Annotated in this window: 28 protein-coding genes; 18 read left to right on the top strand and 10 right to left on the bottom strand. The window is 71.7% G+C overall.

Annotation, left to right across the window (positions count from 1 at the left end):
• Window positions 1-50 precede the first annotated feature (50 nt).
• Both ACYP53_RS15330 and ACYP53_RS15325 read left to right on the top strand, forming a co-directional pair.
• Window positions 51-731, top strand: a complete 681-nt coding sequence (locus ACYP53_RS15330) for a hypothetical protein (RefSeq protein WP_459647677.1) — start codon at window positions 51-53, stop codon at window positions 729-731.
• Complete coding sequence (locus tag ACYP53_RS15325) at window positions 728-1,156, top strand: hypothetical protein (RefSeq protein WP_459647676.1); 429 nt, start codon at window positions 728-730, stop codon at window positions 1,154-1,156. The genes ACYP53_RS15330 and ACYP53_RS15325 overlap by 4 nt, the downstream gene beginning before the upstream one ends.
• A 2-nt stretch (window positions 1,157-1,158) precedes the next feature.
• Here ACYP53_RS15325 and ACYP53_RS15320 read toward each other — a convergent pair whose 3' ends face one another.
• A complete protein-coding gene (locus ACYP53_RS15320; protein ID WP_459647675.1) occupies window positions 1,159-2,058 on the bottom strand; it encodes a helix-turn-helix transcriptional regulator in 900 nt (299 codons plus the stop codon).
• A gap of 102 nt (window positions 2,059-2,160) precedes the next feature.
• Between ACYP53_RS15320 and ACYP53_RS15315 the strand changes: the two genes are divergently transcribed.
• From ACYP53_RS15315 to ACYP53_RS15305, 3 genes are all read left to right on the top strand, one after another.
• Entirely contained in the window at window positions 2,161-3,681 is a 1,521-nt protein-coding gene (locus ACYP53_RS15315) for an MFS transporter (protein WP_459647674.1), read from the top strand.
• Between the two features lie 142 nt (window positions 3,682-3,823).
• Window positions 3,824-4,306 carry a MarR family winged helix-turn-helix transcriptional regulator gene (locus ACYP53_RS15310; RefSeq protein WP_459647673.1) on the top strand — a complete coding sequence of 161 codons (483 nt, stop codon included), beginning with the start codon at window positions 3,824-3,826 and terminating at the stop codon, window positions 4,304-4,306.
• The gene (locus tag ACYP53_RS15305) at window positions 4,303-4,782 is read left to right on the top strand and encodes a MarR family transcriptional regulator (RefSeq protein WP_459647672.1); all 480 of its coding nucleotides are present in this window, start codon (window positions 4,303-4,305) and stop codon (window positions 4,780-4,782) included. Before ACYP53_RS15310 ends, ACYP53_RS15305 begins: the two co-directional genes overlap by 4 nt.
• 43 nt (window positions 4,783-4,825) lie before the next feature.
• Here the strand turns inward: ACYP53_RS15305 and ACYP53_RS15300 are convergent, their stop codons facing one another.
• Together ACYP53_RS15300 and ACYP53_RS15295 are read right to left on the bottom strand one after the other, a co-directional pair.
• On the bottom strand, window positions 4,826-5,953 hold the full coding sequence (locus ACYP53_RS15300; protein ID WP_459647671.1) for a serine hydrolase domain-containing protein: 1,128 nt from the start codon (window positions 5,951-5,953) through the stop codon (window positions 4,826-4,828).
• A 115-nt stretch (window positions 5,954-6,068) separates the two neighbouring features.
• The gene (locus tag ACYP53_RS15295; RefSeq protein ID WP_189918060.1) at window positions 6,069-6,515 is read right to left on the bottom strand and encodes an Lrp/AsnC family transcriptional regulator; all 447 of its coding nucleotides are present in this window, start codon (window positions 6,513-6,515) and stop codon (window positions 6,069-6,071) included.
• Window positions 6,516-6,608: 93 nt separating this feature from the next.
• On the opposite strand from ACYP53_RS15295, the gene ACYP53_RS15290 reads away from it, so the two are divergent.
• Window positions 6,609-7,424 (top strand): LLM class flavin-dependent oxidoreductase, encoded by an 816-nt coding sequence (locus ACYP53_RS15290; protein WP_459647670.1) that lies wholly within the window; start codon window positions 6,609-6,611, stop codon window positions 7,422-7,424.
• Entirely contained in the window at window positions 7,421-7,855 is a 435-nt protein-coding gene (locus ACYP53_RS15285; protein ID WP_459647669.1) for a nucleoside deaminase, read from the top strand. Before ACYP53_RS15290 ends, ACYP53_RS15285 begins: the two co-directional genes overlap by 4 nt.
• A 24-nt stretch (window positions 7,856-7,879) precedes the next feature.
• On the opposite strand, the gene ACYP53_RS15280 is transcribed toward ACYP53_RS15285, so the two are convergent.
• Window positions 7,880-8,497: a TetR/AcrR family transcriptional regulator gene (locus ACYP53_RS15280; protein ID WP_459647668.1), complete on the bottom strand. Its 618-nt coding sequence runs from the start codon at window positions 8,495-8,497 to the stop codon at window positions 7,880-7,882.
• Between the two features lie 75 nt (window positions 8,498-8,572).
• Here ACYP53_RS15280 and ACYP53_RS15275 point away from each other — a divergent pair, with 75 nt between their 5' ends.
• Window positions 8,573-9,154 carry an RBBP9/YdeN family alpha/beta hydrolase gene (locus ACYP53_RS15275; RefSeq protein ID WP_459647667.1) on the top strand — a complete coding sequence of 194 codons (582 nt, stop codon included), beginning with the start codon at window positions 8,573-8,575 and terminating at the stop codon, window positions 9,152-9,154.
• 18 nt (window positions 9,155-9,172) lie between these two features.
• Here ACYP53_RS15275 and ACYP53_RS15270 read toward each other — a convergent pair whose 3' ends face one another.
• Entirely contained in the window at window positions 9,173-9,700 is a 528-nt protein-coding gene (locus ACYP53_RS15270) for an AAA family ATPase (RefSeq protein WP_459647666.1), read from the bottom strand.
• Window positions 9,701-9,845: 145 nt separating this feature from the next.
• On the opposite strand from ACYP53_RS15270, the gene ACYP53_RS15265 reads away from it, so the two are divergent.
• Together ACYP53_RS15265 and ACYP53_RS15260 are read left to right on the top strand one after the other, a co-directional pair.
• Window positions 9,846-10,316, top strand: a complete 471-nt coding sequence (locus ACYP53_RS15265) for a DUF5959 family protein (protein ID WP_459647665.1) — start codon at window positions 9,846-9,848, stop codon at window positions 10,314-10,316.
• Window positions 10,317-10,366: 50 nt separating this feature from the next.
• On the top strand, window positions 10,367-10,777 hold the full coding sequence (locus ACYP53_RS15260) for an SCO4402 family protein (protein ID WP_459647664.1): 411 nt from the start codon (window positions 10,367-10,369) through the stop codon (window positions 10,775-10,777).
• A 15-nt stretch (window positions 10,778-10,792) separates the two neighbouring features.
• On the opposite strand, the gene ACYP53_RS15255 is transcribed toward ACYP53_RS15260, so the two are convergent.
• Both ACYP53_RS15255 and ACYP53_RS15250 read right to left on the bottom strand, forming a co-directional pair.
• Window positions 10,793-10,930, bottom strand: a complete 138-nt coding sequence (locus tag ACYP53_RS15255; protein ID WP_459647663.1) for a DUF397 domain-containing protein — start codon at window positions 10,928-10,930, stop codon at window positions 10,793-10,795.
• A 28-nt stretch (window positions 10,931-10,958) separates the two neighbouring features.
• On the bottom strand, window positions 10,959-11,825 hold the full coding sequence (locus tag ACYP53_RS15250) for a helix-turn-helix domain-containing protein (RefSeq protein WP_459647662.1): 867 nt from the start codon (window positions 11,823-11,825) through the stop codon (window positions 10,959-10,961).
• Between the two features lie 111 nt (window positions 11,826-11,936).
• On the opposite strand from ACYP53_RS15250, the gene ACYP53_RS15245 reads away from it, so the two are divergent.
• The 4 genes from ACYP53_RS15245 to ACYP53_RS15230 all read left to right on the top strand — a co-directional run bounded on the left by ACYP53_RS15245 (window position 11,937) and on the right by ACYP53_RS15230 (window position 14,087).
• Window positions 11,937-12,314: a hypothetical protein gene (locus ACYP53_RS15245; protein ID WP_459647661.1), complete on the top strand. Its 378-nt coding sequence runs from the start codon at window positions 11,937-11,939 to the stop codon at window positions 12,312-12,314.
• Window positions 12,311-12,496, top strand: coding sequence for a hypothetical protein (locus ACYP53_RS15240; RefSeq protein ID WP_229928727.1), 186 nt, complete (start codon window positions 12,311-12,313; stop codon window positions 12,494-12,496). The genes ACYP53_RS15245 and ACYP53_RS15240 overlap by 4 nt, the downstream gene beginning before the upstream one ends.
• The gene (locus ACYP53_RS15235) at window positions 12,493-12,723 is read left to right on the top strand and encodes a hypothetical protein (protein WP_189918025.1); all 231 of its coding nucleotides are present in this window, start codon (window positions 12,493-12,495) and stop codon (window positions 12,721-12,723) included. The genes ACYP53_RS15240 and ACYP53_RS15235 overlap by 4 nt, the downstream gene beginning before the upstream one ends.
• Window positions 12,724-12,977: 254 nt before the next feature.
• Window positions 12,978-14,087, top strand: coding sequence for a threonine aldolase family protein (locus ACYP53_RS15230; RefSeq protein WP_459647660.1), 1,110 nt, complete (start codon window positions 12,978-12,980; stop codon window positions 14,085-14,087).
• On the opposite strand, the gene ACYP53_RS15225 is transcribed toward ACYP53_RS15230, so the two are convergent.
• The gene (locus ACYP53_RS15225; protein ID WP_459647987.1) at window positions 14,077-15,525 is read right to left on the bottom strand and encodes a wHTH domain-containing protein; all 1,449 of its coding nucleotides are present in this window, start codon (window positions 15,523-15,525) and stop codon (window positions 14,077-14,079) included. The genes ACYP53_RS15230 and ACYP53_RS15225 overlap by 11 nt on opposite strands.
• Window positions 15,526-15,950: 425 nt before the next feature.
• Window positions 15,951-17,909, bottom strand: a complete 1,959-nt coding sequence (locus ACYP53_RS15220; RefSeq protein ID WP_459647659.1) for an HD domain-containing protein — start codon at window positions 17,907-17,909, stop codon at window positions 15,951-15,953.
• 125 nt (window positions 17,910-18,034) lie between these two features.
• Here ACYP53_RS15220 and ACYP53_RS15215 point away from each other — a divergent pair, with 125 nt between their 5' ends.
• From ACYP53_RS15215 to ACYP53_RS15205, 3 genes are all read left to right on the top strand, one after another.
• Entirely contained in the window at window positions 18,035-18,613 is a 579-nt protein-coding gene (locus ACYP53_RS15215) for an NADAR family protein (RefSeq protein ID WP_459647658.1), read from the top strand.
• Window positions 18,610-19,761, top strand: coding sequence for a hypothetical protein (locus tag ACYP53_RS15210; RefSeq protein ID WP_459647657.1), 1,152 nt, complete (start codon window positions 18,610-18,612; stop codon window positions 19,759-19,761). Before ACYP53_RS15215 ends, ACYP53_RS15210 begins: the two co-directional genes overlap by 4 nt.
• A 68-nt stretch (window positions 19,762-19,829) precedes the next feature.
• The gene (locus ACYP53_RS15205; RefSeq protein WP_189918019.1) at window positions 19,830-20,990 is read left to right on the top strand and encodes a hypothetical protein; all 1,161 of its coding nucleotides are present in this window, start codon (window positions 19,830-19,832) and stop codon (window positions 20,988-20,990) included.
• 75 nt (window positions 20,991-21,065) lie between these two features.
• Here the strand turns inward: ACYP53_RS15205 and ACYP53_RS15200 are convergent, their stop codons facing one another.
• The gene (locus tag ACYP53_RS15200; protein ID WP_189918018.1) at window positions 21,066-22,448 is read right to left on the bottom strand and encodes a glycine--tRNA ligase; all 1,383 of its coding nucleotides are present in this window, start codon (window positions 22,446-22,448) and stop codon (window positions 21,066-21,068) included.
• A 182-nt stretch (window positions 22,449-22,630) separates the two neighbouring features.
• Here ACYP53_RS15200 and ACYP53_RS15195 point away from each other — a divergent pair, with 182 nt between their 5' ends.
• A complete protein-coding gene (locus tag ACYP53_RS15195; RefSeq protein WP_459647986.1) occupies window positions 22,631-23,695 on the top strand; it encodes a metal ABC transporter substrate-binding protein in 1,065 nt (354 codons plus the stop codon).

Below are 23,695 nucleotides of genomic sequence, written 5' to 3'. Positions count from 1 at the left end.
GGGTGGAGCACCACCGACAGAAGGGGGTGCCGGGCGGAAGGCTTGAGCCCATGACGAGCACCGCATCGCACTCCGCCACTCCGCCGCACGGGCGGCGCGTCCCCGGGAACCACGGGGGTGTCACCGGGGGCGCGCTCTTCCCGGCGTCGGAGCCGGCGGGGGCGCGGCCGACCGGGGCGCCGACCGGGTCCCCGGTCGGGTCGCCGGTCGGGTCGCCGGTCGGGTCGTCGTCGGAGGGCTCGCTGCCGGTCGGGTCGCTGCCGGCCGGCGGCGGGCCCTGGTCGGTCCGCAGCGTCGGGGCCGGCCGCGGCCGGGCCGCGCTGGAGCTGTACCAGCACGGGGAGCTGGCCGACGTCCTGGTCGCCGCCCGGCTCACCCCGCAGCTGCTGCGCGGGGCTCGGCGCTGCCCGTCCACCGGGCGGGCCCGGCACGTGCTCGCCTGGGGGCGGCTGCCGGCCGACGGTGCCGCGCCCTCGGTGGTGTTCACCGGGCGGCGCGGGTTCCGAGGCCTCCCGGGGCTCCGGGCGTTCCGGGCGTTCCGGGCCTCCGGACCTGGCCGGTCCCGCCGGGCCGCCGCCGCGGCCGAGGTGGTCACGGTGGCCGGGCGGTTCTGGCTCGCCTGGGCCGAGGGGCCGTTCGACGCGGTGCTGGTCGAGCACCCGGCGGGCGGCGGCGCCGAGCGGCTGCCGCTGGAGCGGGTGCCGGGCCGCCGGGCCGGGGGTGCGGCATGAGCACCGCAGCCCTCTCCGCCCGGCCCGTCCGGACCGTCCCGTTCGTCCCCCCGTTCATATCCTCGGCCGTCCCCGCCGTCGTCCTGCCCGCGCGCTTCGCCCGGGTGCCCGCCCTGGCCGCGGTCGCGCTGCTGCCCTGGCTGGCCGTCCTCGCCGTCTCCCACGAGACGGTGTGGGTCGTGCTGGACCTGGTGGAGTTCTCCGCCCTGCTCTCGCTCGACGCGCTGCTGCGCCGGCGCAGCCCCGCCGCGCTGTGGGCGGGCGCGGCGGTGGCCCTGCTGCTCGTCGGGGACGCCCTGGCCGACATCGCCTGCGCCGGGCCGGGTTGCGCGGTGCTCGCGGCGCTCGTCATGGCGGGCTGCGTCGAGCTGCCGCTCGCGGCGGTGTGCCTGCTGCTCGGGCGGGGCGCCGCCGACCGGGCCTGACCTCAGGCCCCGGTGGGGAGCCGGTCCATCAGCGCGCGGGTCTCGTCGTCCAGCGGGGTGTAGGTGATGATCCGGGTGCCGAGCCGGGGGCTGAGCCAGAAGTTGGTGTACTCGCAGCTCAGCATGCCGACGCCGGGCACCTGGAAGCGCTTGATGCCGTTGCTCGGCCGCATCACGTCGTGCCGCTGCCAGACCTCCGCGAAGTCCGGCGAGGCCTTGAGCAGCCGGGCCAGCAGCGCCTTCCAGGCCGGCTCCGAACTGTGGTCGGCCATCGCCGAGCGGAACCGGGCCACCATGCCGAGCCGCTCGGTGCGGTAGTCGATCAGCACCTCGCGGAACCGCGAGGGCGTGAACGCCATCCACATCAGGTTGCGGTCCTCCGGCGGCAGGGCGGCGAGGTCGCCGACGATCCCGGTGTACTGCGCGTTGTACGCCAGCACGTCGTAGCGGGTGTTGACCGCCAGGGCCGGGTACGGCGCCAGCTGATCCAGCACCAGCCGCACGCTCGGGGTCACCGAGGGGCACTCCCTCACCGGCGCCGGGTCGTCCGCGCCGGCCAGGGTGAACAGGTGCGCGCGCTCGCTCGGGTCGAGCAGCAGCGCCCGGGAGACGGCGTCCAGCACCTGGGTGGACACCTGGATGTCCCGGCCCTGCTCCAGCCACGTGTACCAGGTCACCCCGACCGCGGCGAGCTGCGCGACCTCCTCCCGGCGCAGCCCCGGCGTCCGGCGGCGGCCGGTCATCGGCAGGCCCACCTGGTCGGGCGCGATCCGCTCGCGGCGGCTGCGCAGGAACGCGGCCAGCTCGTGCCGGCGGGCGTCCTCGGCACCGACCGGGCCGACCGGGCGCGGCCTGGCGGATCCGTTGGCGGGGGCTTGTGCGGCGGGGGTCATCAGGCTCATGCTCCCCAGCATGCGGCAGCCGTCAGCCTGTTGCCAGGTACTTCTTATACCTGGATAACCACACTCTGGTACCAGGGTGAGAGCGGGCGGATCGTATGACCCGTGACCCAACGACTCGCCGCCGCCCCCACCCCGCACCGCACCGCCACCACCCCCGGCAGCGCGGCCACCCGCAGCCCCGCCGGCGCCCCGTCCACCGGAGCGCCCGGCACCGCCGCTCTCGGAACCCCCGCCCACGGAACTCCCGCCCTCGGCACCGCCGGGCTGGTCACCGTCCTGCTCGGGGCCTTCCTGCCGATGCTCGACTTCTTCATCGTCAACGTCGCCCTGCCCACCATCGACGAGGACCTGGCCGCCGGGCCCGCCGTCCTCGAACTGGTCGCAGCCGGCTACGGCATCGCCTTCGCCGTCCTCCTCGTCCTCGGCGGGCGCCTCGGCGACATCTTCGGCCGCCGCCGGCTCTTCGTCGTCGGCGCCGCCACCTTCGCCCTCACCTCGCTGGCCTGCGGCCTCGCCCCCGACGCGTGGTCCCTGGTCGCCGCCCGGGCCGCCCAGGGCGCCTCGGCCGCGCTGCTGATCCCCCAGGTGCTCGGCACCATCACCGCCGCCACCGACGGCGCCCGGCGCGGCCGCGCGCTCAGCGTCTACGGCGCGGTCGGCGGCATCTCGGTGGTGATCGGGCAGGTGCTCGGCGGGATGCTGGTCGCCGCCGACCTGTTCGGCACCGGCTGGCGCTCGGTGTTCCTGCTGAACGTGCCGTTCGCGCTGCTCGCCGTCGTCCTCGCGTTCCGCTACGTCCCGGAGAGCCGGGCCACCCAGGCCGCCCGGGTCGACGTGCCCGGCACCGTGCTGCTCACCGCCACGCTGCTCTCCCTGCTCATCCCGCTGATGGAGGGCCGGGCCGCCGGCTGGCCGCTCTGGTCCTGGGTGCTGCTCGCGCTGTTCCCCGTGCTGGCCGTCTCCTTCGCCCTGGTCGAGCGCCGCGCCGAGCGGCGCGGGGACACCCCGCTGGTGCCGCCGACCCTGCTGCGCATCCCCGAGATGCGGCGCGGCCTCGGCATCGCGCTCCCCTACTTCGCCGGCTTCGGCGGCTTCATGTTCGTCATCGCGGTCGCCCTCCAGCAGGGCCTCAGGCTCGGCCCGGTCGCGGCCGGCTGGGCGCTCGTCCCGATGGCCGTCGGCTACTTCAGCGCCTCGCTGGCCGGCCCGCGCCTGATCGGCCGCTGGGGCAGCCGGGTGCTGAGCGCGGGCGCCGTCATCCAGGCCGCCGGCCTCACCACCCTCGCCCTGACCGTCCTCGCCGACTGGTCGCACTTCTCGCCGCTGCGGATGGCCCCGGGCGTCGCCCTCGCGGGCATCGGCCAGGGCCTGATCGGCACCCCGCTGTTCCGGGTCGTCCTCTCCAAGGTGCCCGCCGCCCGGGCCGGCGTCGGCAGCGGCGTCCTCGCCACCAGCCAGCAGTCCAGCCTCGCCCTCGGCGTCGCCACCCTCGGCACCCTGTACCTGTCGCTCTCCCCCAGCCTCGGCATGGGCCACGCGCTCGCCCTCTGCCTCGGGATCCAGCTCCTCGGCTCCTTCACCATCCTGTACCTGACCACCCGGCTGCCCCGTTCCATCGGCTGACCCCACCGGGCCCCCGGGCCCCGGACGGCGGCGGACGGCCCCGCGATCGCACCCCGATCGCGGGGCCGTCGGCGTTCCGGCTTCCGCCGGCCCGCGCGCAAAACAGTAGCCATAGACATAGTAGCCATGTACGGTATCTGTCATGAGTACAGCAGCCGAGGGCGCGACGGCGGGGTTCCTGGTCTGGCGCCTGTCGATGAAGTGGCGGGTGGCCGTCGACCGGGCGGTCGCGCCGTTGGGCCTGACGCACGCCCAGTACGCGGTGATGGCGTCCCTGTACGGCATGGCCCGCTCCGGGCTGCGGCCCAGCCAGCGGCGGCTCGCCGACCACACGGGGCTGGAGGCGCTGTACGTCTCCAAGCTCGCCCGCGCTCTGGAGGCCAACGGGCTCGTCGCCCGCACCCGGGACCCGGACGACCCGCGCGCCATGCAGCTGACGCTCACCGAGGAGGGGCGCGAGGTCACCCGTCGCGCCGTCACGGTGGTCCAGGGCCTCCTGGACCGGCTGCTGGAGCCGCTCGGCGGCCAGGACAGCCCCCGCGCGCGGCAGTTCACGAGCGAACTGGCCGCGCTGCTCGACGCACCTCTTGATCCGTCCACCGAGAACGACGAGGAGCAACCATGACCACGAGTACCGGCACCCCCGCCGCCGCCCCCACCACCACCGCAGCCGTGAACGGCCGGGTCGTCGCCCTGGCGCACAACGCGGCGCGCGCCCTGCTGGAGGGCGTGCTGGAGCGCCACGGCATCACGTTCCGGCAGAGCGTGACGCTCCGGGTCGTCGCGGTCGCGGGCGGCTCGATCGCCACCGACGCGCTCGTCCGCGACGTCACCGGCTCGCTGAAGGTCGACGAGTCCGTCGTACGCGGCGTGGTCGAGGAGCTGACGGCCGCGCGGCTGCTGGCGGCCGACCCCGCCGAGGGGGCCTGGCTGCGGCTCACCGACGCCGGCCGCGAGCTGTACGAGCGCACCACGGCCGAGTCCGCCGAGATCACCGCCCGGCTCTACGGCGGCATTCCCGCCGAGGACCTCGCCGTCGCGGGCCGGGTGCTGGCCCTGGTCACCGAGCGGGCGAACGCCGAGCTGGCCGCGGACGGCTGAGGCCGGAGACCCACCGGAGGCGTACCGGAAGCTCAGCGGCGGCTCAGCGGCAGAACGCCGCGTCCACGACGCCCTCCAGGCGCTCGGTCACGCCGTAGTCGGTCGGGACGGTGGTCACCGCGACGGCCACGGCGCGGCCGTCGTCGGTGACGCCGCCCCGGGTCTCGTACCCCGGGATGTCGCCGCCGTGCCCCCAGTAGACCCCGCCGCAGGAGAGCGGCCGGCTGAGGATCCCCAGGCCGGCGCCCGCGCCGGTGTCCCCGATCGGGACGGTGGTGCGCATCTGGGCGAGCTGGGCGGGCGGGAGGAGGTTCCCGGCGAGCAGTTCGGAGAAGAAGCGGTTGAGGTCGGAGCCGGTGGAGATCATCTGCCCGGCCGCCCAGCCCGCCGAGGGGTCCATCTCGGTGAAGTCGCCCAGCGGCCCGTCGGGGGTGTCCTTGCGGTAGCCGTGGGGGTGGGGCTCGCGGATGGTCCGGTCGCCGACGGCCGGGAAGTAGGTGTGCCGCAGCCCGAGGTGCCGGACGATGCGCCGGTCGATCTCCTCGGCGAGCGGCCGGCCGGTGACCTTCTGGACGAGCAGGCCGGCGAGCACGTAATTGGTGCTGCTGTAGCCGAACTTCTCCCCGGGAGCGAAGACGGGCTTCTGCGCGAGGGCGAGGTCCAGGAGCTCACGGGGCTCGAAGTACCGGTCACGGAGCGAGGGTTCGTCGAGCAGCCCCTCGTAGTCGGCCAATCCGCTGGTGTGCTGCAGGAGTTGGCGGACGGTGATGTGCCCCCCGTCGATGCCCTCGCCACGGATCAGGCCGGGGAGGTACCGGTCGACCAGGGCGTCGAGGTCGACCTTGCCCTCCCCCACCAGCTGCAGCACGACCACCGCGGTGAAGGTCTTGGTGTTGCTGCCGATCCGCACCTGCCCGTCGACCGGCACCTTCGCACCGGTGGCCAGGTCCCCCACTCCCGCCGTGTAGTGGCGGGTCCGGCCGTCCCGGTCCCGTACGGTCGCGAGCGCGGCGGGCACGCCGTCCGCGCGCACCAGCGCGTCCAGCCCCTGCCGGACGGTGTCGGGGCGGGAGGCGGCGGACGCGGTGGCCTGGACGGGCGTCAGGACGCCGGTGCCGACGACGACCGCAGCCGAGAGCGCGAGGGCGATGTGGCGGATCCGCTGACGCATGGGTCAACTCCTCTGGGAACGTGGGGAGTAGGTCCTCCCTGAGCACGACCGCCAGTCTGGTCGCACGGCCCACGAACGACCTCCCCCGATCGAGGGAGCGCCTCCGCCGCCGCCCTCAGGGCCTGGCCGGCCCGCGCAGCGGCAGCGTCCGGCTGTAGACGACGCTCGTGGTGGTGCTGCCGAAGCCGGCCAGCTCGTCGACCAGGGTCTCCAGGTGCTCCATGGAGGTCGCCGCGACCTTCAGGGTGTAGCAGTCGTCGCCGGTGGTGCGCAGGCACTCCAGGAGCTCGCGCCGTTCGGCGAGCAGCCGGCGCAGCGGCTCGTGCCGGTTGCCGGGGTACTTCAGCCGGACGACGGCGAGGACGGGGTAGCCGACCTTCGTCAGGTCCACCGACGCGTGGTAGCCGGTGATGACGCCCAGCGACTCCAGGTTCCGGACGCGCTCGGTGGTCGCGGACGCGCTGAGGCTCACCCGCCGCCCCAGCTCGCTCAGGGAGATCCGGGCCTCGCCCTGCAGCTGCTCGATGATCGCCCAGTCGGTGTCGTCAAGATTCACGGCCATGCGGCGAATCTACCGGGAGAACCACGGCCACGGGCGGCCGAGGCCGGGAGGAATCCGTTCCGTGACCCATGATCACGGGGATAGCCTCGCAGCATGCAACTTGGCGTCAACGTCCCGAACTTCGGCCCGGGCACCGACCCCGGCGTGCTGCGCGAGTGGGCCCGCACCGTGGAGGGGCTCGGCTTCGACCTCCTCATGGTGTCGGACCACGTGGCGGTCACCCCGGACGTGGCCGAGCGGTACCCGGAGCCGTTCCACGAGCCGTTCACCACACTGTCCTGGCTGGCCGGGATCACCACCGGCCTGCGACTGGGCACGACCGTGCTCGTCCTGCCCTACCGCGACCCGCTGCTGGTGGCCCGCATGGCCGACACTCTCGACCGGCTCAGCGGCGGCCGGTTCGTCCTCGGGGTGGGCGTCGGCTGGGCGCGCCAGGAGTTCGCCGCGCTCGGCGTGCCGTTCACCGCGCGCGGCCGGCTGACCGACGAGTACCTGGGCACCCTGCGGGACCTCTGGAAACAACAAGGGCAGGACCGGTCCGTACCGGTCTGGGTCGGCGGCCACAGCCCGGCCGCGCTGCGCCGGGCGGTCCGGTACGGCGACGCCTGGCACCCCCTGCGGCTGCCGCTCGACCGGATGCGGGCCGTCCTCTCCGAGCACCGGATGCCGGGCTTCGCGCCCCGGATCGCCCTGCGGCTGACCACCGAACCGGTCGACGGGACCGACCGCCCCGCCGGAGTGGGCACCGTCGAGCAGGTCCTCGACGACCTGCGGCAGCTGCACGCCCTCGGCGCCGAAACCGTCGTCCTCGACCCGTACCACGGCGACCCGGACGAGACCCGCCGCCCGCAGACCGCCTGGCGGGACCTCACCACCGTGACCACCCACTGGAAGGCGGCGACCGCGTGATCACCGAAACCGACGAGACCCTGCTGCGCCGCGCCGTCGCCATCGCCGCCCGCGCGGTCACCCTCGGCGACGCCCCGTACGGCTCCCTGCTGGCCGGCCCGGACGGCGAAGTCCTCGCCGAGGCGCACAACACCGTGCGTCGCGACGACGACATCACCGCCCACCCGGAACTCAAGCTCGCCCGCTGGGCCGCCCGCGAACTCGACCCGGACACGGCCGCCCGCACCACGATGTACACCAGCTGCCAGCCGTGCGGGATGTGCCACGGCGGCATCGTCCGGTCCGGCATCGGGCGGGTCGTCTACGCGCTGTCGACGGAGCAGCTCGTCGCCCTCAACCCGCCGTCGGGCGCCTGGCCGGAGGTGCCGCAGGACGGCCCGGCCCTGCACGAGGAGGCCCGGACGCCGATCGAGACGTACTACCGGGCCTGAAGGGGCGGCGCCGGTCGGTCCCCGTCACCGCCTGTGCGCGAGGCCGTTCAGCAGCTGCTCGACGTGGCCGGCGGCCAGGACCGGTTCGAGGGGCTGGTGCTCGACCAGGAGGCGGTACCAGAACAGCCCGAAGAAGTGGTCGGTGGCGGCCTGCAGGTCGGCGTCGGCCGGGAGTTCGCCGTTCCGGACGCCGCGGGAGAGCATGGCGAGCAGGACGGCGCGCCGGCTCTCCACCCACTCCCGGAAGGGCCTGGCGAAGGCGGGGTCGAGCTGGGCCTCCGCCATGAGGCCGCGCAGCGTACGGACCCGGACGGGGTGCGCGGTGACGCCGTACAGGGCGGCGGCGAACGCGGTCAGGTCGCCGGCGAGCGAACCGGTGTCCGGCTCGGGCATCCGCTGCTCGACGGCGGTGCGGTAGGCGTCCATGACGAGGACCGCCTTCGACTTCCACCAGCGGTAGATGGTGCTCTTGGCGACGTCGGCGCGGGCGGCGACGCGCTCGATGGTGACGGCCTGGTAGCCGAGTTCCTCGACGAGCTCGATGGCGGCGGCCAGGACGGCGTCGTGGGCGTCCTGGCTGCGGACCCGGCCGCCGGTGCGGCGGCCGGCCGTTCCTCGGCTGGGGTTTTCTCCGGAAGGCACCTCCTCACGCTAGCAGCGTGCTACCTTCTAATCGAAACGCGACGGATCGTTTGAATTCAGGGGAGTGGATCGATCATGAGCGAGATCGTGGTAGCACACGGCTACGGCGCGAGCGACGACAGCGTCTGGTTCCCGTACCTCACCGAGCAGTTGGCGCAAGCAGGCCACCGGGTCACCGTGCCCCGGCTGCCCGACACCGAGGCGCCGCGACTGGAGCCGTGGCGCAAGGCCTACGGCGAGGCCGCACTCGCTGCGGGCCCGGCCGGGTCCACCGTCCTGGTCGGGCACAGCATCGGCGCCGTCAACGTGCTGCGCTTCCTGGAGCAGCACGACCCCGAGGCGGACGGCGTGTTCGCGGGCGTGCTGCTGGTGTCGGCCTCCGCCCACGAGGTCGGGTACGAGGCGCTCGCCTCGTTCTTCGACGGCGAGTTCGACTGGGCGCGCATCCGCCGCTCGGCCCGGCACTTCCGGATCCTCCAGGCCATGGACGACCCGGTCAACCAGCCCGACCCCACCGAGCACGTCCGCCTGCTCGTCGAAGGCCTCGGCGCCACCGCCGTCGTCATGCCCACCGGCGGGCACTTCGGCGCCACCCCGGACGACCACGTCGAGGTGCCGGAGGCCGTCCGGCTGGTCCTGGAACTGCTCGCGGCCTGACCCGCCCGGTGGCCGCCGTCACCCGAACGACGGCCACCGGTTCGCCGCCCACGCCCGCCAGTCCGTCCAGCCGGGCGGCGGACCCTCGACCGCCCCGAGGCCCGCCAGTTCCGCCGCGTCGGGCTCCTCGAAGTGCGCCCGCCCGTCCAGGATCTCCGCCTCGGTCATCGGGAACGTCTCATCCGGCGCGGTCTCCCAGCGGCGGGCGATCCGGGCACGCTGGGGCCGGTCGTCCACCGGCAGATAGAGCATGCGGAAGCACGCACCCTCGGCCTCCGCCAGCCAGCGGATCGCGGACCGCTCCTGCCGCGACCAACAGCCGTAGTCCACCACGACATCGGTGCCCAGCCGGACCGCCTCCAGGGCGAGCCAGAGCATCCGCCCCTCCAGCACGTCCCGCTTCCCCTCCGCCTCCGCCGCCCCGAACAGCGGCAGCATCCAGTCGTCGGGCGTCAGCCGCAGCGCGCCCCGCTCCTCGGCGATCCGCCGAGCCCTCGTGGTCTTGCCGGCCCCGGGCAGGCCGACCATCAGGAACAAGGTCGTCACCCCCGGATGGTGACAGGGCGACAGAACCGGGGACCACCGGATTACGCCATGGCCCCCTCGCGGTACCCGCTGGACCCGCTGGACCCGCTGGACCCGTGATGCGGCAGGATGCACGCCGGACCAGAACGAGGAAGCGAGGTCGGCGATGACCGAACCAGGTGCCGTGGACCTGATCCGCCTGGAGGACCCCGATGGCGACCGGTGCACCGTTCGCGTCACCGGTCGCTCCGAGCCCGGCATGCCGACCGGACACGACATCCTCCGCGCCGAGATCTCGGTGCACGCCGACTTCGTCGACGCCCGGCTGAAGCTCCATCTCTCCCAACGCGACCTCGACGCCTGGCAGCAGGAGCTGACCGGCCTCGCCCCCGGCGCGGACGCGAGCATCGGTGGGGACCGCGGGCCCAGTCTCACCCTCCACCTGCACGAGGACCGCTCCCTCGCCGTGACGATCCACGATCCCGACCGCCTCAGCGCGCTGCTGTGGATCCGGCCGCAGGAGAACTGGACGGACGAGCACCACGACCGACTCGACCGGGTCCGACGGACCTGGCCCAGCGAGGTCCTGGAAACGGCCCCCAGGATCTACGAACGGCGTCCCACCCGCCAGGGCTGAGCGGCACCGGGGCCGAGAGCAGCGCCGGGCGCCACGACTATCCTCGGCCCGTGACCGACCACGGCATCGCCCTCCCCTACCACCGCCTCCACGTCGTGCCCGCCGTCGTGGCACTGGCCAGCCCGACCTGGCAGCGGGAGACCTGGCTCGACCCGGAACGCCTCGAAGACCTCGCCCACACCGTGCACGTGCTCTTCGACGACTTCTGCCACGCGGACGACCCGGCGCCCTGCCTGGGCTACAGCCTCCGCACCGAGGAGGAGGTCGAGCTCATGGCACGCCTCGGCACCGCCTACGGCGCAGTACAGGACGCGGTCGGCGCCAGCGCCCCCGACGAGGCCTACCTCGACGCGCCCGGCTGGCCCGCCGTGGTCTCCGTCGCCGCGCGCCTGGCCCAGGTGATGGTCACCAACGACCTGCTGGCCCTGGAGAAGCTGCACCAGGCCGGCCACCCCTCCTAACGGACGACGGGGAGGTCAGCCGGCAGTGCCGAACTCGCCCGCGCAGACGGCGGATACGAAGGACTGCCAGGCGGCGGGGGTGAAGGCGAGGGCGGGGCCGTCGGGGTCCTTGGAGTCGCGGACGCGACCAGGGCGGGCGTCGTCAGCCTCCACGCACGACCCGTTGTCGGTGTTGCTGTAGCTACTCTTGCGCCACCGAGTCGCCTGCTGATCCGTTCCCGCCACGCTCGTATCCCTCTGCGATCGACTGGATGAAGGCCAGAGATGCCCGAGCGGACAATGCACTGGCCCGCGCCACATCGTATGCGCGGCGAGACTTGGCCAACACCTTCGGATCATCCAACAGCTGACCTGCATAAGCAGATTCACTGTAGGCAAGGGGAGGAGCATCTCCGAACGTCATAAGACAGAGCAGACCCGAAAGTGAACAGGATCCTGCCTCGAATGGGAACACCTGAAGGACAATGCGACGGCGCTTGACCAAGTCCACCATGTGCCGCAACTGACCAGCCATGACCTGGCGGCCGCCAACGACTCTTCTGAGCACAGCCTCATCAAGAATGAACCACAACTCAGGCCCACCCGGCGCCGTGATCCGCTGCCCCCGCTCCATCCGTGCGGCGACATTCTGGGCAATCCACTCGTCGGACCACGGGGTTGCGGCGTCCAGAAACAAAGCGCGCGCATACTCGGGAGTCTGCAGCACGCCGGGGACGAAATGCCCAGCGTACTCGCTGATCGTCAACGCCCGAGTCTCGTGATCCGCAGCATGGGCGAAGTAGTCCGAGAACCTCGTGAAGCCCTCCAGAGAGTGCAGCCGCTCCAGCGCTCCACCGGTATCGAGAGCCACGTCGATCCGCTGCGACAGATCGATCTGCGGCACCCGGACCGCCTGCTCCAACTGCCCGATGTAGCCGCCGGAGACGAACACCAGTCCCCCCAGCCGTTCCTGCGTCATCCGGGGCACAAATTCCTCCCGAAGCCTCTTCAGTTCGGCACCGTAGTACTCGCGAGGAGTCATTCCGCGGGGGACTTCGAGCCTGGACATCGAGCTCTCCAAATCCTACGTTCAACCTGCTGTGACGATCTGGCTTCACAGCGTAGCCAGTGAATAGCAATCTGGTGGGGCAAATCCCAAACCCCCCTCAGGAGCAGCGCCATGGCTTCCATGCTCAGAAAGATCACCGCCGAGGACCGCCGCGAGGCCGCCGACGCCCTCGACGACCTCAAGGCGACCCTCGCCTACGCCGGGGCCCAACTCCCCTCCCCCGGCATCGACTGGAAGTGCGCCTCCGTCACCGGCATCGTCCTCATCGACCTCGGCGCCGCTCCGACCTCCGTCGTCCGCCAGATCGTCGACCTCCTCCGCGCCGGGGTGCGGGCCCAGCGCGAGCAGGCCGCTCAGCAGCCCTGGTACCCGGAGGCCGGCTCGACCGTCACGCTCCACGCGGACGGCGGCGTGCCCCTGCCCGCCAAAGTCGTCGGCGCCAACGGAAAGTTGATCAGCGTCCGGCTGGAGAGCTGGATCCCCTCGTGACCACGCCGACCGTCCCGGCCGTCACGGCCCCCGCCCCCGGCGACCTGGTCTACGACCACCGCGCCGAGCGGCTCGGCGTCGTCATGGACCTCGTCGGCCGCATCGTCTACCTCCGCCCGCCGCGCGGCGGCGTCGAGTGGACGGCCCGCCCCGAGCACCTCGGGTCTCCCCCTGCCTCATGACCCCACCGACCCGCCCCCGCGCCTCCCTGGTCGTCGCCGCAGCCTTCTCCGTCGCGACCGGGGCCGGCGCGGGGGCTCTCGTCTCCCACCCCGTGCGCCACCACCACCCGGGCCTGGCCGAATTGCTCTTCCTCCTCGTCCTCTGCGCCGTCACCCTGCTGCTCAACTCCGCACTCAGCAGCGCCATCCAGCGCCGACACCCGACGCCCGACACAGCCCGCGAATGACGAGGTCACCACCGTCGTGTACGACAGCGACTACGGGCCGGGCTTGATCTGGCAGGCCGAGCGAACAGGGGGCCTCCGCCTGTCCCGGATCAACGACGGCGGGACGGCGAGTACCGCGTGTCCGTCCACCGAGGCGACGGACCGGCCGAGGAACGCCTGGTGCTCAACCCGGGCCACCCCGCACCCGTGGAGTGCTGAGGACCTCCCGGGAAAAGCAGTTGGCCCGGCCCGTTCGCCGGTCCGAGAATCACCGGATGACCGATGACCAGAGCGAGCTCCACCGGCGACGCGCGGCCCGTACCACCTGCAAGCGGTTCCTCTCCGGCGACCGCCTCCCCACCATCCGCGAACGGCTCACCCGGCTCGCCGCCCTGGACGGCCTGGACGTCCACCCCGACTTCTACGGCAACGACGGACCGGTCCGGCAGCTGGAGGAACGGACCGCGGCCCTGCTCGGCCACGAGGACGCGGTCTTCTTCCCCACCGGCACCATGGCCCAGCAGGTCGCCCTCCGCCACCACGCCGAACAGACCAGCAACCCCGCTGTAGTGCTCCACCCGCTCAGCCACATCGAACGCCACGAGCGCCACGCCTACACCCAGCTCACCGGCCTGCGCGGCCTCTGGCCCACCACCGAACACCGCCAGCCCACGCCCGCCGAACTCACCGCACTCGGCGAACCGTTCGGCACCCTGACCGTCGAACTCCCGCTCCGCGACCCCGGCTACCTCCTCCCCACCTGGGACGAACTCACCGCGCTCGTCGACGCGGCCCACGAAGCCGACGCCCGGGTGCATTTCGACGGCGCACGCCTCTGGAACACCACCGCCCACTTCGGCAAGCCGCTCCACGAGATCGCCGCCCTCGCCGACAGCGTCTACGTCTCCTACTACAAGGACCTCGGCGGCATGAGCGGCGCCGCCCTCGCCGGAGACGCCGGCCTCACCGCCTACGCCCGCACCTGGCGCCACCGCTACGGCGGCCAACTCTTCCAGCAGTGGCCCGCCGCCCTCGCCGCCCTCGACGGCCTGGACACCGTCCTCCCCCACCTCGCCGACTACACCCGCCATGCTGCGACGACCCTCATCCCGGCCCTGGCCGCGCTCCCCGGCGCCCGCGTGTACCCGGAGGTCCCGCCGACGCACGAGTTCCAACTCTGGCTCCCCCACCCCGCCAAGGCCCTCAACGCCGCCCACCTGGCCCTCGCCGAGCAAGAGGGCACCTGGTTCCTCCCCTACTGGCAGGACGCCGCCCCCGGCCTCGCCATGGCCGAAGTCAGCCTCGCCGGCCCCGCCCAGGAATGGACGGCCGACGAGGTGACCGAACTCGGCCACCGCTTCCTGGAGCTGGCCGCTACGGCCTGACCGAGGGAATCTCCCGAGGCACCCGGGCCAGGGCTGCGCGGATCATCTCGGCGACGTCAGGAACGTCGACGCCCAGTTCGCGCAGCCAGTGCGCCGTTTCAGCGAGGGACATCTGGGCCTGACGGGAGGCCAGTACAAGGTCCGGCAACGACGCGGCGGTGTCCTTGTCCACATTCCCCAGCAACACGGCCCTGTAAGGATCCAGTCCTTGGGGAAGTTCTGCCCTGCTCAGGGGGACACCGTACGTGGCCAAGCGCGAAGTGATCTCGCCAAGCGACACGCCGAATTCACCCGCCGTGACAAGCACGCGATTGAGCGGGACCACCTGACCGACCGACACCCCGGCGAACCAGGAGACGCCCTCGGACAAGAGGGCCCGGTCCAGGTCTTCCGGCTCCTCAGGAAATGTCAACCCCGTGAGGATCCCATAAGCAGCCAGCCGATCCACTGCCACAGCATGCGAGACATCGGAATCCGCGACCACACTGATCAGCTGCGCGAACGGGATGGGGACATCCGGAAAGACCTGGTCTCCGCCATGAAGGTCCGGACGCCCCAGGATCTCACGGTCCTGGGGCTCCCGCCGCTCCGGCAAAGGCAGTACGCGGAAGCCCAGGGCCGACAAGCTCTCGGCGACCGACTCCGCCGCCACCCCGAATTCGTCGGCGGCGGCGAGCAGATGCCCCGGAGGCACCGTGGACGCCATGCTGAGCCAAGGCCACTGACCGTCCAGGTCCCTGCTGAGCAACCTGAGGAGGTCCTCGTCCGGCTCGACGGGGCTTCGCAAGGACTCCACTCGGCCCCCCAGTGCTTCCAGCCGTCTGACGATGTCGACGGCCTCAAGTTTCAGGGTGCTAGCGGCCTGAAGTACGTGGCCCGGTGGAATCGCTTCATCGAGGTCCAGCCAGTTGCCGCGCTTGATCGTCTGGTCCGTGCTCAGGAGCCGCAAGGTTTCCTGCGTGAGGAGATCCTCGCCCTGCGGACCATTCGGGACGTCGAACCCGTAGCGACGAAGGCGAGCAGCGGCCTCCACCAGTCCGACGCCCAGGGCGTGATGAACGCGTACGAGATCGGCGGTCCGGATACTCCCGTCAGACGGTGCCCTTCCCCCATCCGCGGCTTCGAGGAGCGCCGCCTCCTGACGAAACGAGCAGGACCCAGCGTGCAGGAACCCCGCTGGGTCCTTGTCGATCGCTCCGAGCGCTCTCGCCCTGAGAGCAACCTCGTACGGATCACGGCCGGTGCGTCGGGCATGGCCGTAGACAGCGGAGAGCGCGCCCGGCGTGTGTCCTCCGTCCGTGGACAGGTTCCTGTCCGATGGACACGCGCGCAACAGACCCGCGAGGTCAGAAACCTCCGGCACCAAGCGCACGAGCTCATCGCGGAGTTCACTCGAACCATGAGCAAGGATCCGCCACAGAAAGAGATGGTTGGGCATGTCAACCGGCCGGCCGGTTCGACCGGTCCGCCTTCCCGGGAGGAAGAGTGCCGCGAGGTCGGCATCCGGATCGAAAACACCCATCGACCGCAGGTCGACACTCACACCTTCGCGCCTCATTGACATACCGGCATCAGCGAAAACCTGCGCGATGGCGTCCGCGAGCTGGGGGCTCCCCCTCACTACCCTTGCCAACCAGTCGAACGAGACGAATCGAACCGGGTCGACAACCAGCGCCCTCGCCGCCTGATCGATCAGACCGGATGTGCCGGCAGGAAGACCATCCAACACCTGCGCGCGGTCGACCGAGAGGCGCACCGGCGCATAAGGCCCGCGCAAGTTGATGACCAGGCCATAAGGATGATCGCCTCCCACGCTCAGAAGGCTGGGTTCGGGCGGTGGCTTGACGACCAGCCCATCCACCATCAAGACGCCATTGCCGTCGCACCACTGCACGTCCACGTCGCGCGGAGCCTCAGCCCAAGGCGCGGTCCGCTTCGGATAGCCGACCAATCGTGCGTAGTCGAGAACGCCTCGCTCCCACTTCTCGATCCGGCTTCCCTGCTCCGCCGTGGTGGTGAACTCCGCGATGCCGAGCACCTCACAGAGCACGTCCACACACGACCAGGTCGGGACCCACTCTGCCTCCTCCCTGAGGTATAGCCGCACCCGGGTGAAGGGTTTCGTCCCCTGCTCGGCCACGGCGATCTTGAAAAGGTGACCCGGCCCGTAGATCGAGGCCACAAGGACCGCTCCCGCCGCCCCCGTCCGCCTGTCCATCCGGCACGTGGTGACCCGGATCTCGTCGGCCAGCATGAAGTAGCTGAGCACCCCGATGCCGAACGGCTGTTCGGAAAGAGCTTGATCGGGGGCTTCTTGCCAGCCCACAGCGCCTCCTCCGCCTTGTAGGCCGGCTGGTCGGCGAAGCGGGCACCCGCCTGGGAAAACACCCCTCGCAGCTGGGCCTCCCCCATGCCGACCCCGTCGTCCTCACACTCCAGGTAGGGTCGGCCGTCCTCGTCCTCCCCCTGGATGAAGGTGATGGAGCCCTCGTACTCCTGGAGCGGATGCCCCTCCGCCCGCAGGTAGTCCGTGCGGGCCCGGCGGTAGCGGCAGGCGTCCAGCGCGTTCTGGTAGAGCTCACGGACAGCCAGATTGCGGTCCTTGTACAACTGGGTGCCCATCAGCATGTCCCGCACCCGACGCTCGTCCAGGCGGAACTTGGCCCAGTTGACGATCTTCGAATCGGAGGCCTGGACGTCGGTCGTCGAGAGCCGTCGCGGCAGCTCCGGCATGGCGCTGGTGACCCTGTCCGGGATCGCCCGCTGGATGCCGTGCAGCATCTCGTCGAGCCTGGCGATGTGCTCTTCCAACGCCTGTTCCACCGCGCCGTGGTGGTAGACGGCGCTGAGCACCGGCAGCACGTCCGAGCCGCCCCAGGAGAACTGGTCCAGGGTCTCCCGCAGCTGCTCCGGCTCCACCGCCTCGGGGATGCCCACGTGGTCGACGATGATGTCCGGCAGTGCCGTCAGCTCGATGGCCATCCCGTTGGCGAGCGCGAGCAGCAGGGCGAGCCGCCGCTCGCGGACGAGCTGCCGACCGGAACCGCGCAGCGACTGCTCGGGTTTGAGCTCGTCGAGGTGTTCCGTCGAGCAGACCTCCGGGCCGCGTTGCAGGCCGTACAGCAGTTTCCGCAGCCGCGCCGGGTCCAAGGCATCCTTCAGCACGGATCCGGTCGGCACGATCTGGTCGACGAGCTCCGGAAAGGTCTTGTCCAGCGCCACACCGCAGTGGACCCGCAACCAGCGGTGGTACAGCCACCAACCGATCGGCTCCCGACCCTCCGGGCGGCGCGGCACCCGGCCCAGCAGAGTGCCGTAGTCCCCCAGGGTCCGCTGGTAAGACAACCGGTCGCCAGTCGCCGACGGGTCCTGCTCCAGGTTCGTCGGATCGACGGCGCGATGCCACCATACGGCCGTCTCCGCCTGGTGGACGTGGTGGATCAGCGGCACCAGGAGCAGCAGCGCGGCCTCGGCCGGGTACAGGTCCGGTGGCAGGTACTTCTCGGCCTGCTCCAGGAAGCGTAGGCCGTAGCCCGGGTCCCGCCAGGGGTCGGCGACCAGCATCCGCTGCGCATGCTCATGGCGTACCTGGAGCTGGGCGGCCACGATCGCCGCGCCCTGCTTGTACGGCTCGACGTTGTGCTGTGCGGGGACCTTGTGCCAGACCTCGGAATCCCAGACCTTCTGCGCCCAGGGGCCAAGTTGCTGCGCCCCTCCGGGCAATCCGTTCTGGTAGTTCGCGATGTTGTTGATGACGCCTGCTTGGGTCAGGTTCCCGACCCTGCCGCTGCCGAACTCATTGTGGATGTCGTTCCGTTCCATCCCCGCCCGTCCCGCGATGCCCCTGTCTGCGTGCGGAAATCCTAGAAGCCGGGCCACCCCCTCGCAGGCGATACGCCGTAATCAAAGGGTTCGCGGCCACGACCCCTTTGTGTCACTATGACGATATGAGCGAGATGCGCGTGGGGTACCCGGCCGACGTCCGGAGCCGTGAGGAGTTGGCGGCGCTGATGGCCGACGGGGTGCACCCGAAGTGGGTGATGTTCTGGGGGCACACGGCCCGCAAGGGTGGCGGCACCCGGCAGGAGTGCCTGAGCCAGTGGTGGCCCGGGGACTTCACCGTCGACGGGGTGACGTACGCGTCCGCCGAGCACTGGATGATGGCCGGCAAGGCCCGGATGTTCGGGGACTCGGCCATCGAGGAGCAGGTACTGGCGGCCGCGACGCCGGCCGAGGCGAAGAAGCTGGGCCGGCTGGTGAAGGACTTCGACGACGAGGTCTGGGTGGCCGGGCGGTTCGAGCTGGTGGTGGCGGGCAACGTCGCCAAGTTCGGGCAGGACGAGTCGCTGCGCGCGTACCTGCTGGGCACCGGCGGCCGGGTGCTGGTGGAGGCCAGCCCGGTGGACCGGATCTGGGGCATCGGGCTGGCGGCCGACGACATCCGGGCGCAGCAGCCCGCCGAGTGGCGCGGGCTGAACCTGCTGGGCTTCGCGCTGATGGAGGCGCGGGCGCGGCTGGCCGCGTGAGCAGCGTCGCGCCGCTGCTGAACGGGACGGTGGTGGTCTCGGCCGCCGCCTCCCTGGTCCTGGCGCCCAGGGTGCTGCGGGCCGAGCCCCGGCCGCCGGGCCGCACCGGCCGCACCGGCCGCACCGGCCGCACCGGCCGCACCGGCAGGATCGGCCCGGAGGCGGCGCTCGCGGCCGTCGTCGCGCTGGTCTTCCTCAACCAGGTCCTGGTGGCCGTCTACGTGAACCGGGTGCACGGCGGGGACGCCTCCTTCGTCGCCCGCTACCTGCCGCCGGGCTGGTTCGACGTCCCCCGCCTCGGCTCCCTCGCCGCCCGCTTCCCGGCGCCGGAGCTGCTGGCACCCTCCGTCCTGCGGGTGCAGGCCTTCCTCGAACTGCCGCTGGTCCTGCTGGCGTTCGTCTCCGTCGTCCGGCGGCTGGACCGTGACCTGTACGTCCGACTGGCCCGTTCGCCGCTGATCCCGCTCGCCGCCGCCTCGTACACGGTGGCGTTCTGCGCGATCGAGTGGGACCTGCGGAACCCGTACACCGTGGACGACCTGGTGCTGCGCGCGCTCTCGGCCGTCGTCACGCCGCCGCTGATCGCCTGGCCGGCCCGGCGCGAGCCCGTTGCCAAACGCCCCGCCCGGGGCAACCCGTTCCTCTTCGCGCTCGACCTGTGGGCGTACGGCCAGTTGATGCTGGTGCTGTACGACACCGTGCTGCTCTACAACCTGGCCCGGCTCGGCAGCCATGTCCTCCCCGCCGCGGCCGCGTCGGCGGTCCTCGCCGCGACCCACCTGCTCCGCCGCTCCGCGACCTCACCGACCGGCCCGTACCTCACCACGCTCACCGCGACCATCGGCCGGGCGCTGGCGCTCTTCCTCGTCCCCGCCCTGGCGATCCGCTACGCGCAGACCTTCGCCACGCCCCGACTCGCCGCACTGGCGGGCCTGGTGGTGCTGGGCGCGGCCGCCCGGCGGGACACCGTACGGCTCCTGCTTCCCGCCGTCGCCGGTGCGGCGGTCGGCTGCGTCGTGGCCGCCCTCCTCCCGGGGCCCTACTACGAGGCGACGCTGCTGCGGAGCGCGACCGGCGCACTTCTTGCCGCGACCGCCGTCTGCGCGCTCCTTGACACCACTCGGGCACGACTGGTCGTGCGCTCTTAACTCCCCCGCCACATACCAACGCCAGGATGTCCTGCAGTCAGGGTCTGGATGGACAGGTTGGGGCGATCATGCGCATGCGGCCGACGGCACAATCCGCAGGCCAACAGCTGGAGGGCGAGCAAAGAGCCGCCGAACTCCGCGCGGAGCTGGACGAGTTACTCCGCGCGAGCCGCTACGCGAGTCAGCGTGAACGGCGACTGAACGAGGCGATCCGGGCGAACCCGGGGCGCAGCAGGCCGGACGGCGAGCTGTTGCGGCAGCTCGCCCAGGCCCGCACCCTCCGCGAGGGGCTGGGGGCCCGCTGCCTCCAGATCAGCAACCAGCTGGAGGCACTGGAGATCCGCCTCAGACACGAACAGCAGCAGGAACCACCGCAGCACCACCAGCAGCACCAGCACCATCAGCAAGACCAGCACCACTTCGAACACCACCACGAGCCCGAGCCGGCCCCCACCCCGCCGAAGGCCCCGCCGCCGCCCGCCCGCCCCGACATCGGCGCCCTCACCGAGCGGATCACCACCCTCCACCGCGCCGGGGCCCTCGCCGCGGAGGCGGAGCTGCTCGACCAGGCGGCCGCCCGCCTCGCCCCCGCCGACGCCGCCCTGCTGGTCGGCATGCTCGCCCAGTACGGCCCGACCGGCTCCTCCCTGCACCTGGCCCGGAGCGCCGCCCGTCTCACGGCGGAACACGCGGTCGCCGTCCTGACGGAGTTACGCGAGCTGGGCCTGGCCGAGGAGGCCGCCGCACTGTTCCACGCCTTCTGGGCCTACCCGGCGACCTCCGTCCCGGGGCTCCTCGCCGCGCTGGAGCAGGCCGGGCAGAACGCCGACGGCGCGACGCTGCTCTGGGAGTGGGGCTCGGCGCCGACGCCCGAGCTGACCTCCCTCGCCGCCTGCCTCCAGCAGCACGGGCGCCCCGGCGACGTCCGGACCCTGCTGCGCCAGGCCGCCGGCCGGCCCACCGCGGACCTCGCCGCGCTCGCCGCCGAGCTGCCGCCGGCGCTGACCACCGATCTGCTGAAGGAACTGACGGCGCTCCGCCCGCCGGCCGAACTCGTGCGCCTGGCCTCGGCGTTGGACGAGGCCGGCAGCCGGGAGCTGTACGGGCAGCTGCTGGTCGCGCTGCTCGCCGACGGCCCGCGCCACCGCACCACCCTCGCCGCCCTCCGCGCGGCCGGCCTGTCGACGACCCCGCCCGCGGCCCCCCGCTCCCGCTGGGGATGGCGGTAGCCGCGGAACACCCGGAAAGCGAGGAGCCCCCGCCCACCCCGAAGGGCGGACGGGGGCTACCCGAAAAGACCCGACTCAGCAGCCGATCAGGCGGGCACCGAGGTACGCCTTGACCTGGTCCAGCGAGACGCGCTCCTGCGACATGGTGTCGCGGTCGCGGACGGTCACCGCGTTGTCCTCGAGGGTGTCGAAGTCGACGGTGACGCAGAACGGCGTGCCGATCTCGTCCTGGCGGCGGTAGCGCTTGCCGATGGCGCCGGCGTCGTCGAACTCGACGTTCCACGCGGTGCGCAGGTCGGCGGCCAGGCCGCGGGCCTTCGGGGAGAGGTCGGCGTTGCGCGACAGCGGCAGGACGGCGACCTTGACCGGGGCCAGGCGCGGGTCGAGCCGCATGCCGACGCGCTTCTCCATGACGCCCTTGGCGTTCGGCGCCTCGTCCTCGAAGTAGGCGTCGATCAGGAAGGCCAGCATGGCGCGGTTGAGGCCGGCCGCCGGCTCGATGACGTACGGGAAGTAGCGCTCGCCGGACTCCTGGTCGAAGTACCGGAGGTCCTTGCCGGAGGCCTCGCTGTGCACCCGCAGGTCGTAGTCGGTGCGGTTGGCGACGCCCTCCAGCTCGGAGAACTCGCTGCCACCGAAGTTGAAGCGGTACTCGATGTCCACGGTGCGCTTGGCGTAGTGGGAGAGCTTCTCCTTCGGGTGCTCGAAGAAGCGCATGTTCTCGGTGCGCAGGCCGAGGCCGACGTACCAGTCCCAGCGCTGCTGCAGCCAGTACTCGTGCCACTGCTCGTCATCGCCCGGCTTGACGAAGAACTCCATCTCCATCTGCTCGAACTCGCGGGTCCGGAAGATGAAGTTGCCGGGGGTGATCTCGTTGCGGAAGCTCTTGCCGGTCTGGGCGATGCCGAACGGCGGCTTCTTGCGCGAAGTGGTCTGGACGGCACTGAAGTTGGTGAAGATGCCCTGGGCGGTCTCGGGGCGCAGGAACGCCAGGCCGCTGGCCTCCTCGGTGACACCGAGGTGGGTCTTCAGCATGCCCGAGAAGTCCTTGGGCTCGGTGAACTGGCCCTTGGTGCCGCAGTCGGGGCAGTTGACGTCCTTGAGGCCGTTCGGCGGCGGGAAGCCGTGCTTGGCCTCGTACTTCTCCTCCAGGTGGTCGGCCCGGTGGCGCTTGTGGCAGGAAAGGCACTCGGTCAGCGGGTCGTTGAAGGTGGCGACGTGGCCGGAGGCCTCCCAGACCTCGCGGGCGAGGATCACCGACGAGTCGAGACCGACGACGTCCTCACGGGCCTGTACCATCGCGCGCCACCACTGGCGCTTGATGTTCTCCTTGAGCTCGACACCCAGCGGCCCGTAGTCCCAGGCGGCACGCGTGCCGCCGTAGATCTCGCTGCAGGGGTAGACGAAGCCACGGCGCTTGCTCAGGCTGACGATCGTGTCGATCTTGTCGGCGGCCACAGTGCTCTCTTCAGTACGTACGGCACGGTCAGGGCACGGCTGGTTGCGCGTACCCGAATACCTCAGGTTACCGGCCATATGGGTACGTGATTCAAATCGGTATCGTCCGGCCGCCCCCACTCTCCGCCACCTGCCGTTCACCCATTCGAGTGAGTTGACAATCATTTCCATGTGAGATGAGAATGATTGTCATGATGATCGGACGACGTACCCGCACCTCCATAGCCATCGCCGCCACCGCCCTCGTCTCCGCCCTCGCCCTCACCGCCTGCGGAGGCAGCAGCAGCGCCGACAGTGGCAACGGCAGGCTGAAGGTCGTCGCCTCCTTCTACCCGATGGAGTTCCTGGCCCAGCAGATCGGCAAGGAGCACGTCGCGGTCACCGACCTCACCGCCGCCGGCGTCGAGCCGCACGACCTGGAGCTCACCGCCAAGCAGGTCGGCACCGTCCAGAAGGCCGACGCGATCATCTACCTCAAGGGCCTGCAGCCCACCGTCGACCAGGCCGTCGCGCAGTCGTCCAGCAAGCACCGGATCGACGCCACCGCCGCCAGCCCGCTGGTCGACCACCACCTCGACGAGGGCACCGACGAAGGCGCCGGGGACGGCCACGCCGCCGACGGCCACAAGCACGAGGGCCCGGCCGGCGACCCGCACATCTGGCTCGACCCGACCCGCTACGCGGCGATCGCCAAGAGCGTCGGCGACGAGTTCGCCAAGGCCGACCCGGCCCACGCCGAGGACTACAAGAAGAACACCGACGAGCTGGTCACCAAGCTCACCGCGCTCGACCAGGACTTCCGGGCCGGCCTGAAGGACACCAGGACCAAGACCTTCGTCACCAGCCACGCCGCCTTCGGCTACCTCGCCGACCACTACGGCCTCACCCAGGTCGCCATCAACGGCGTCGACCCGGAGTCCGAGCCCACCCCGGCCCGCCTCGCCGCCGTGCAGAAGGCCGCCAAGGACAACGGCGTCACCACGATCTTCTTCGAGACCCTGGTCAGCCCCAAGCTCGCCGACACCGTCGCCAAGGACCTCGGCCTCAAGACCGCCGTGCTGGACCCGCTGGAGGGCGTCAAGGACCCCTCCAAGGAGAACTACCTCACCGTCATGAAGCAGAACCTGGCCAACCTCCAGGCCGCCCTCGGCGCCACGGCCACCCCGGCCGACGCCCCCGCGGCCGGCACCCCCGCAGCCACCCCGACCGGCGCCCCCGACGCCACCACCCCTGCCGCCACCAGCTGA

The organism is Kitasatospora sp. Ki12 (assembly GCF_054601375.1).
The sequence above is the reverse complement of the archived record's forward strand: the minus strand, read 5'-3'. Positions and strand labels throughout refer to the sequence as shown.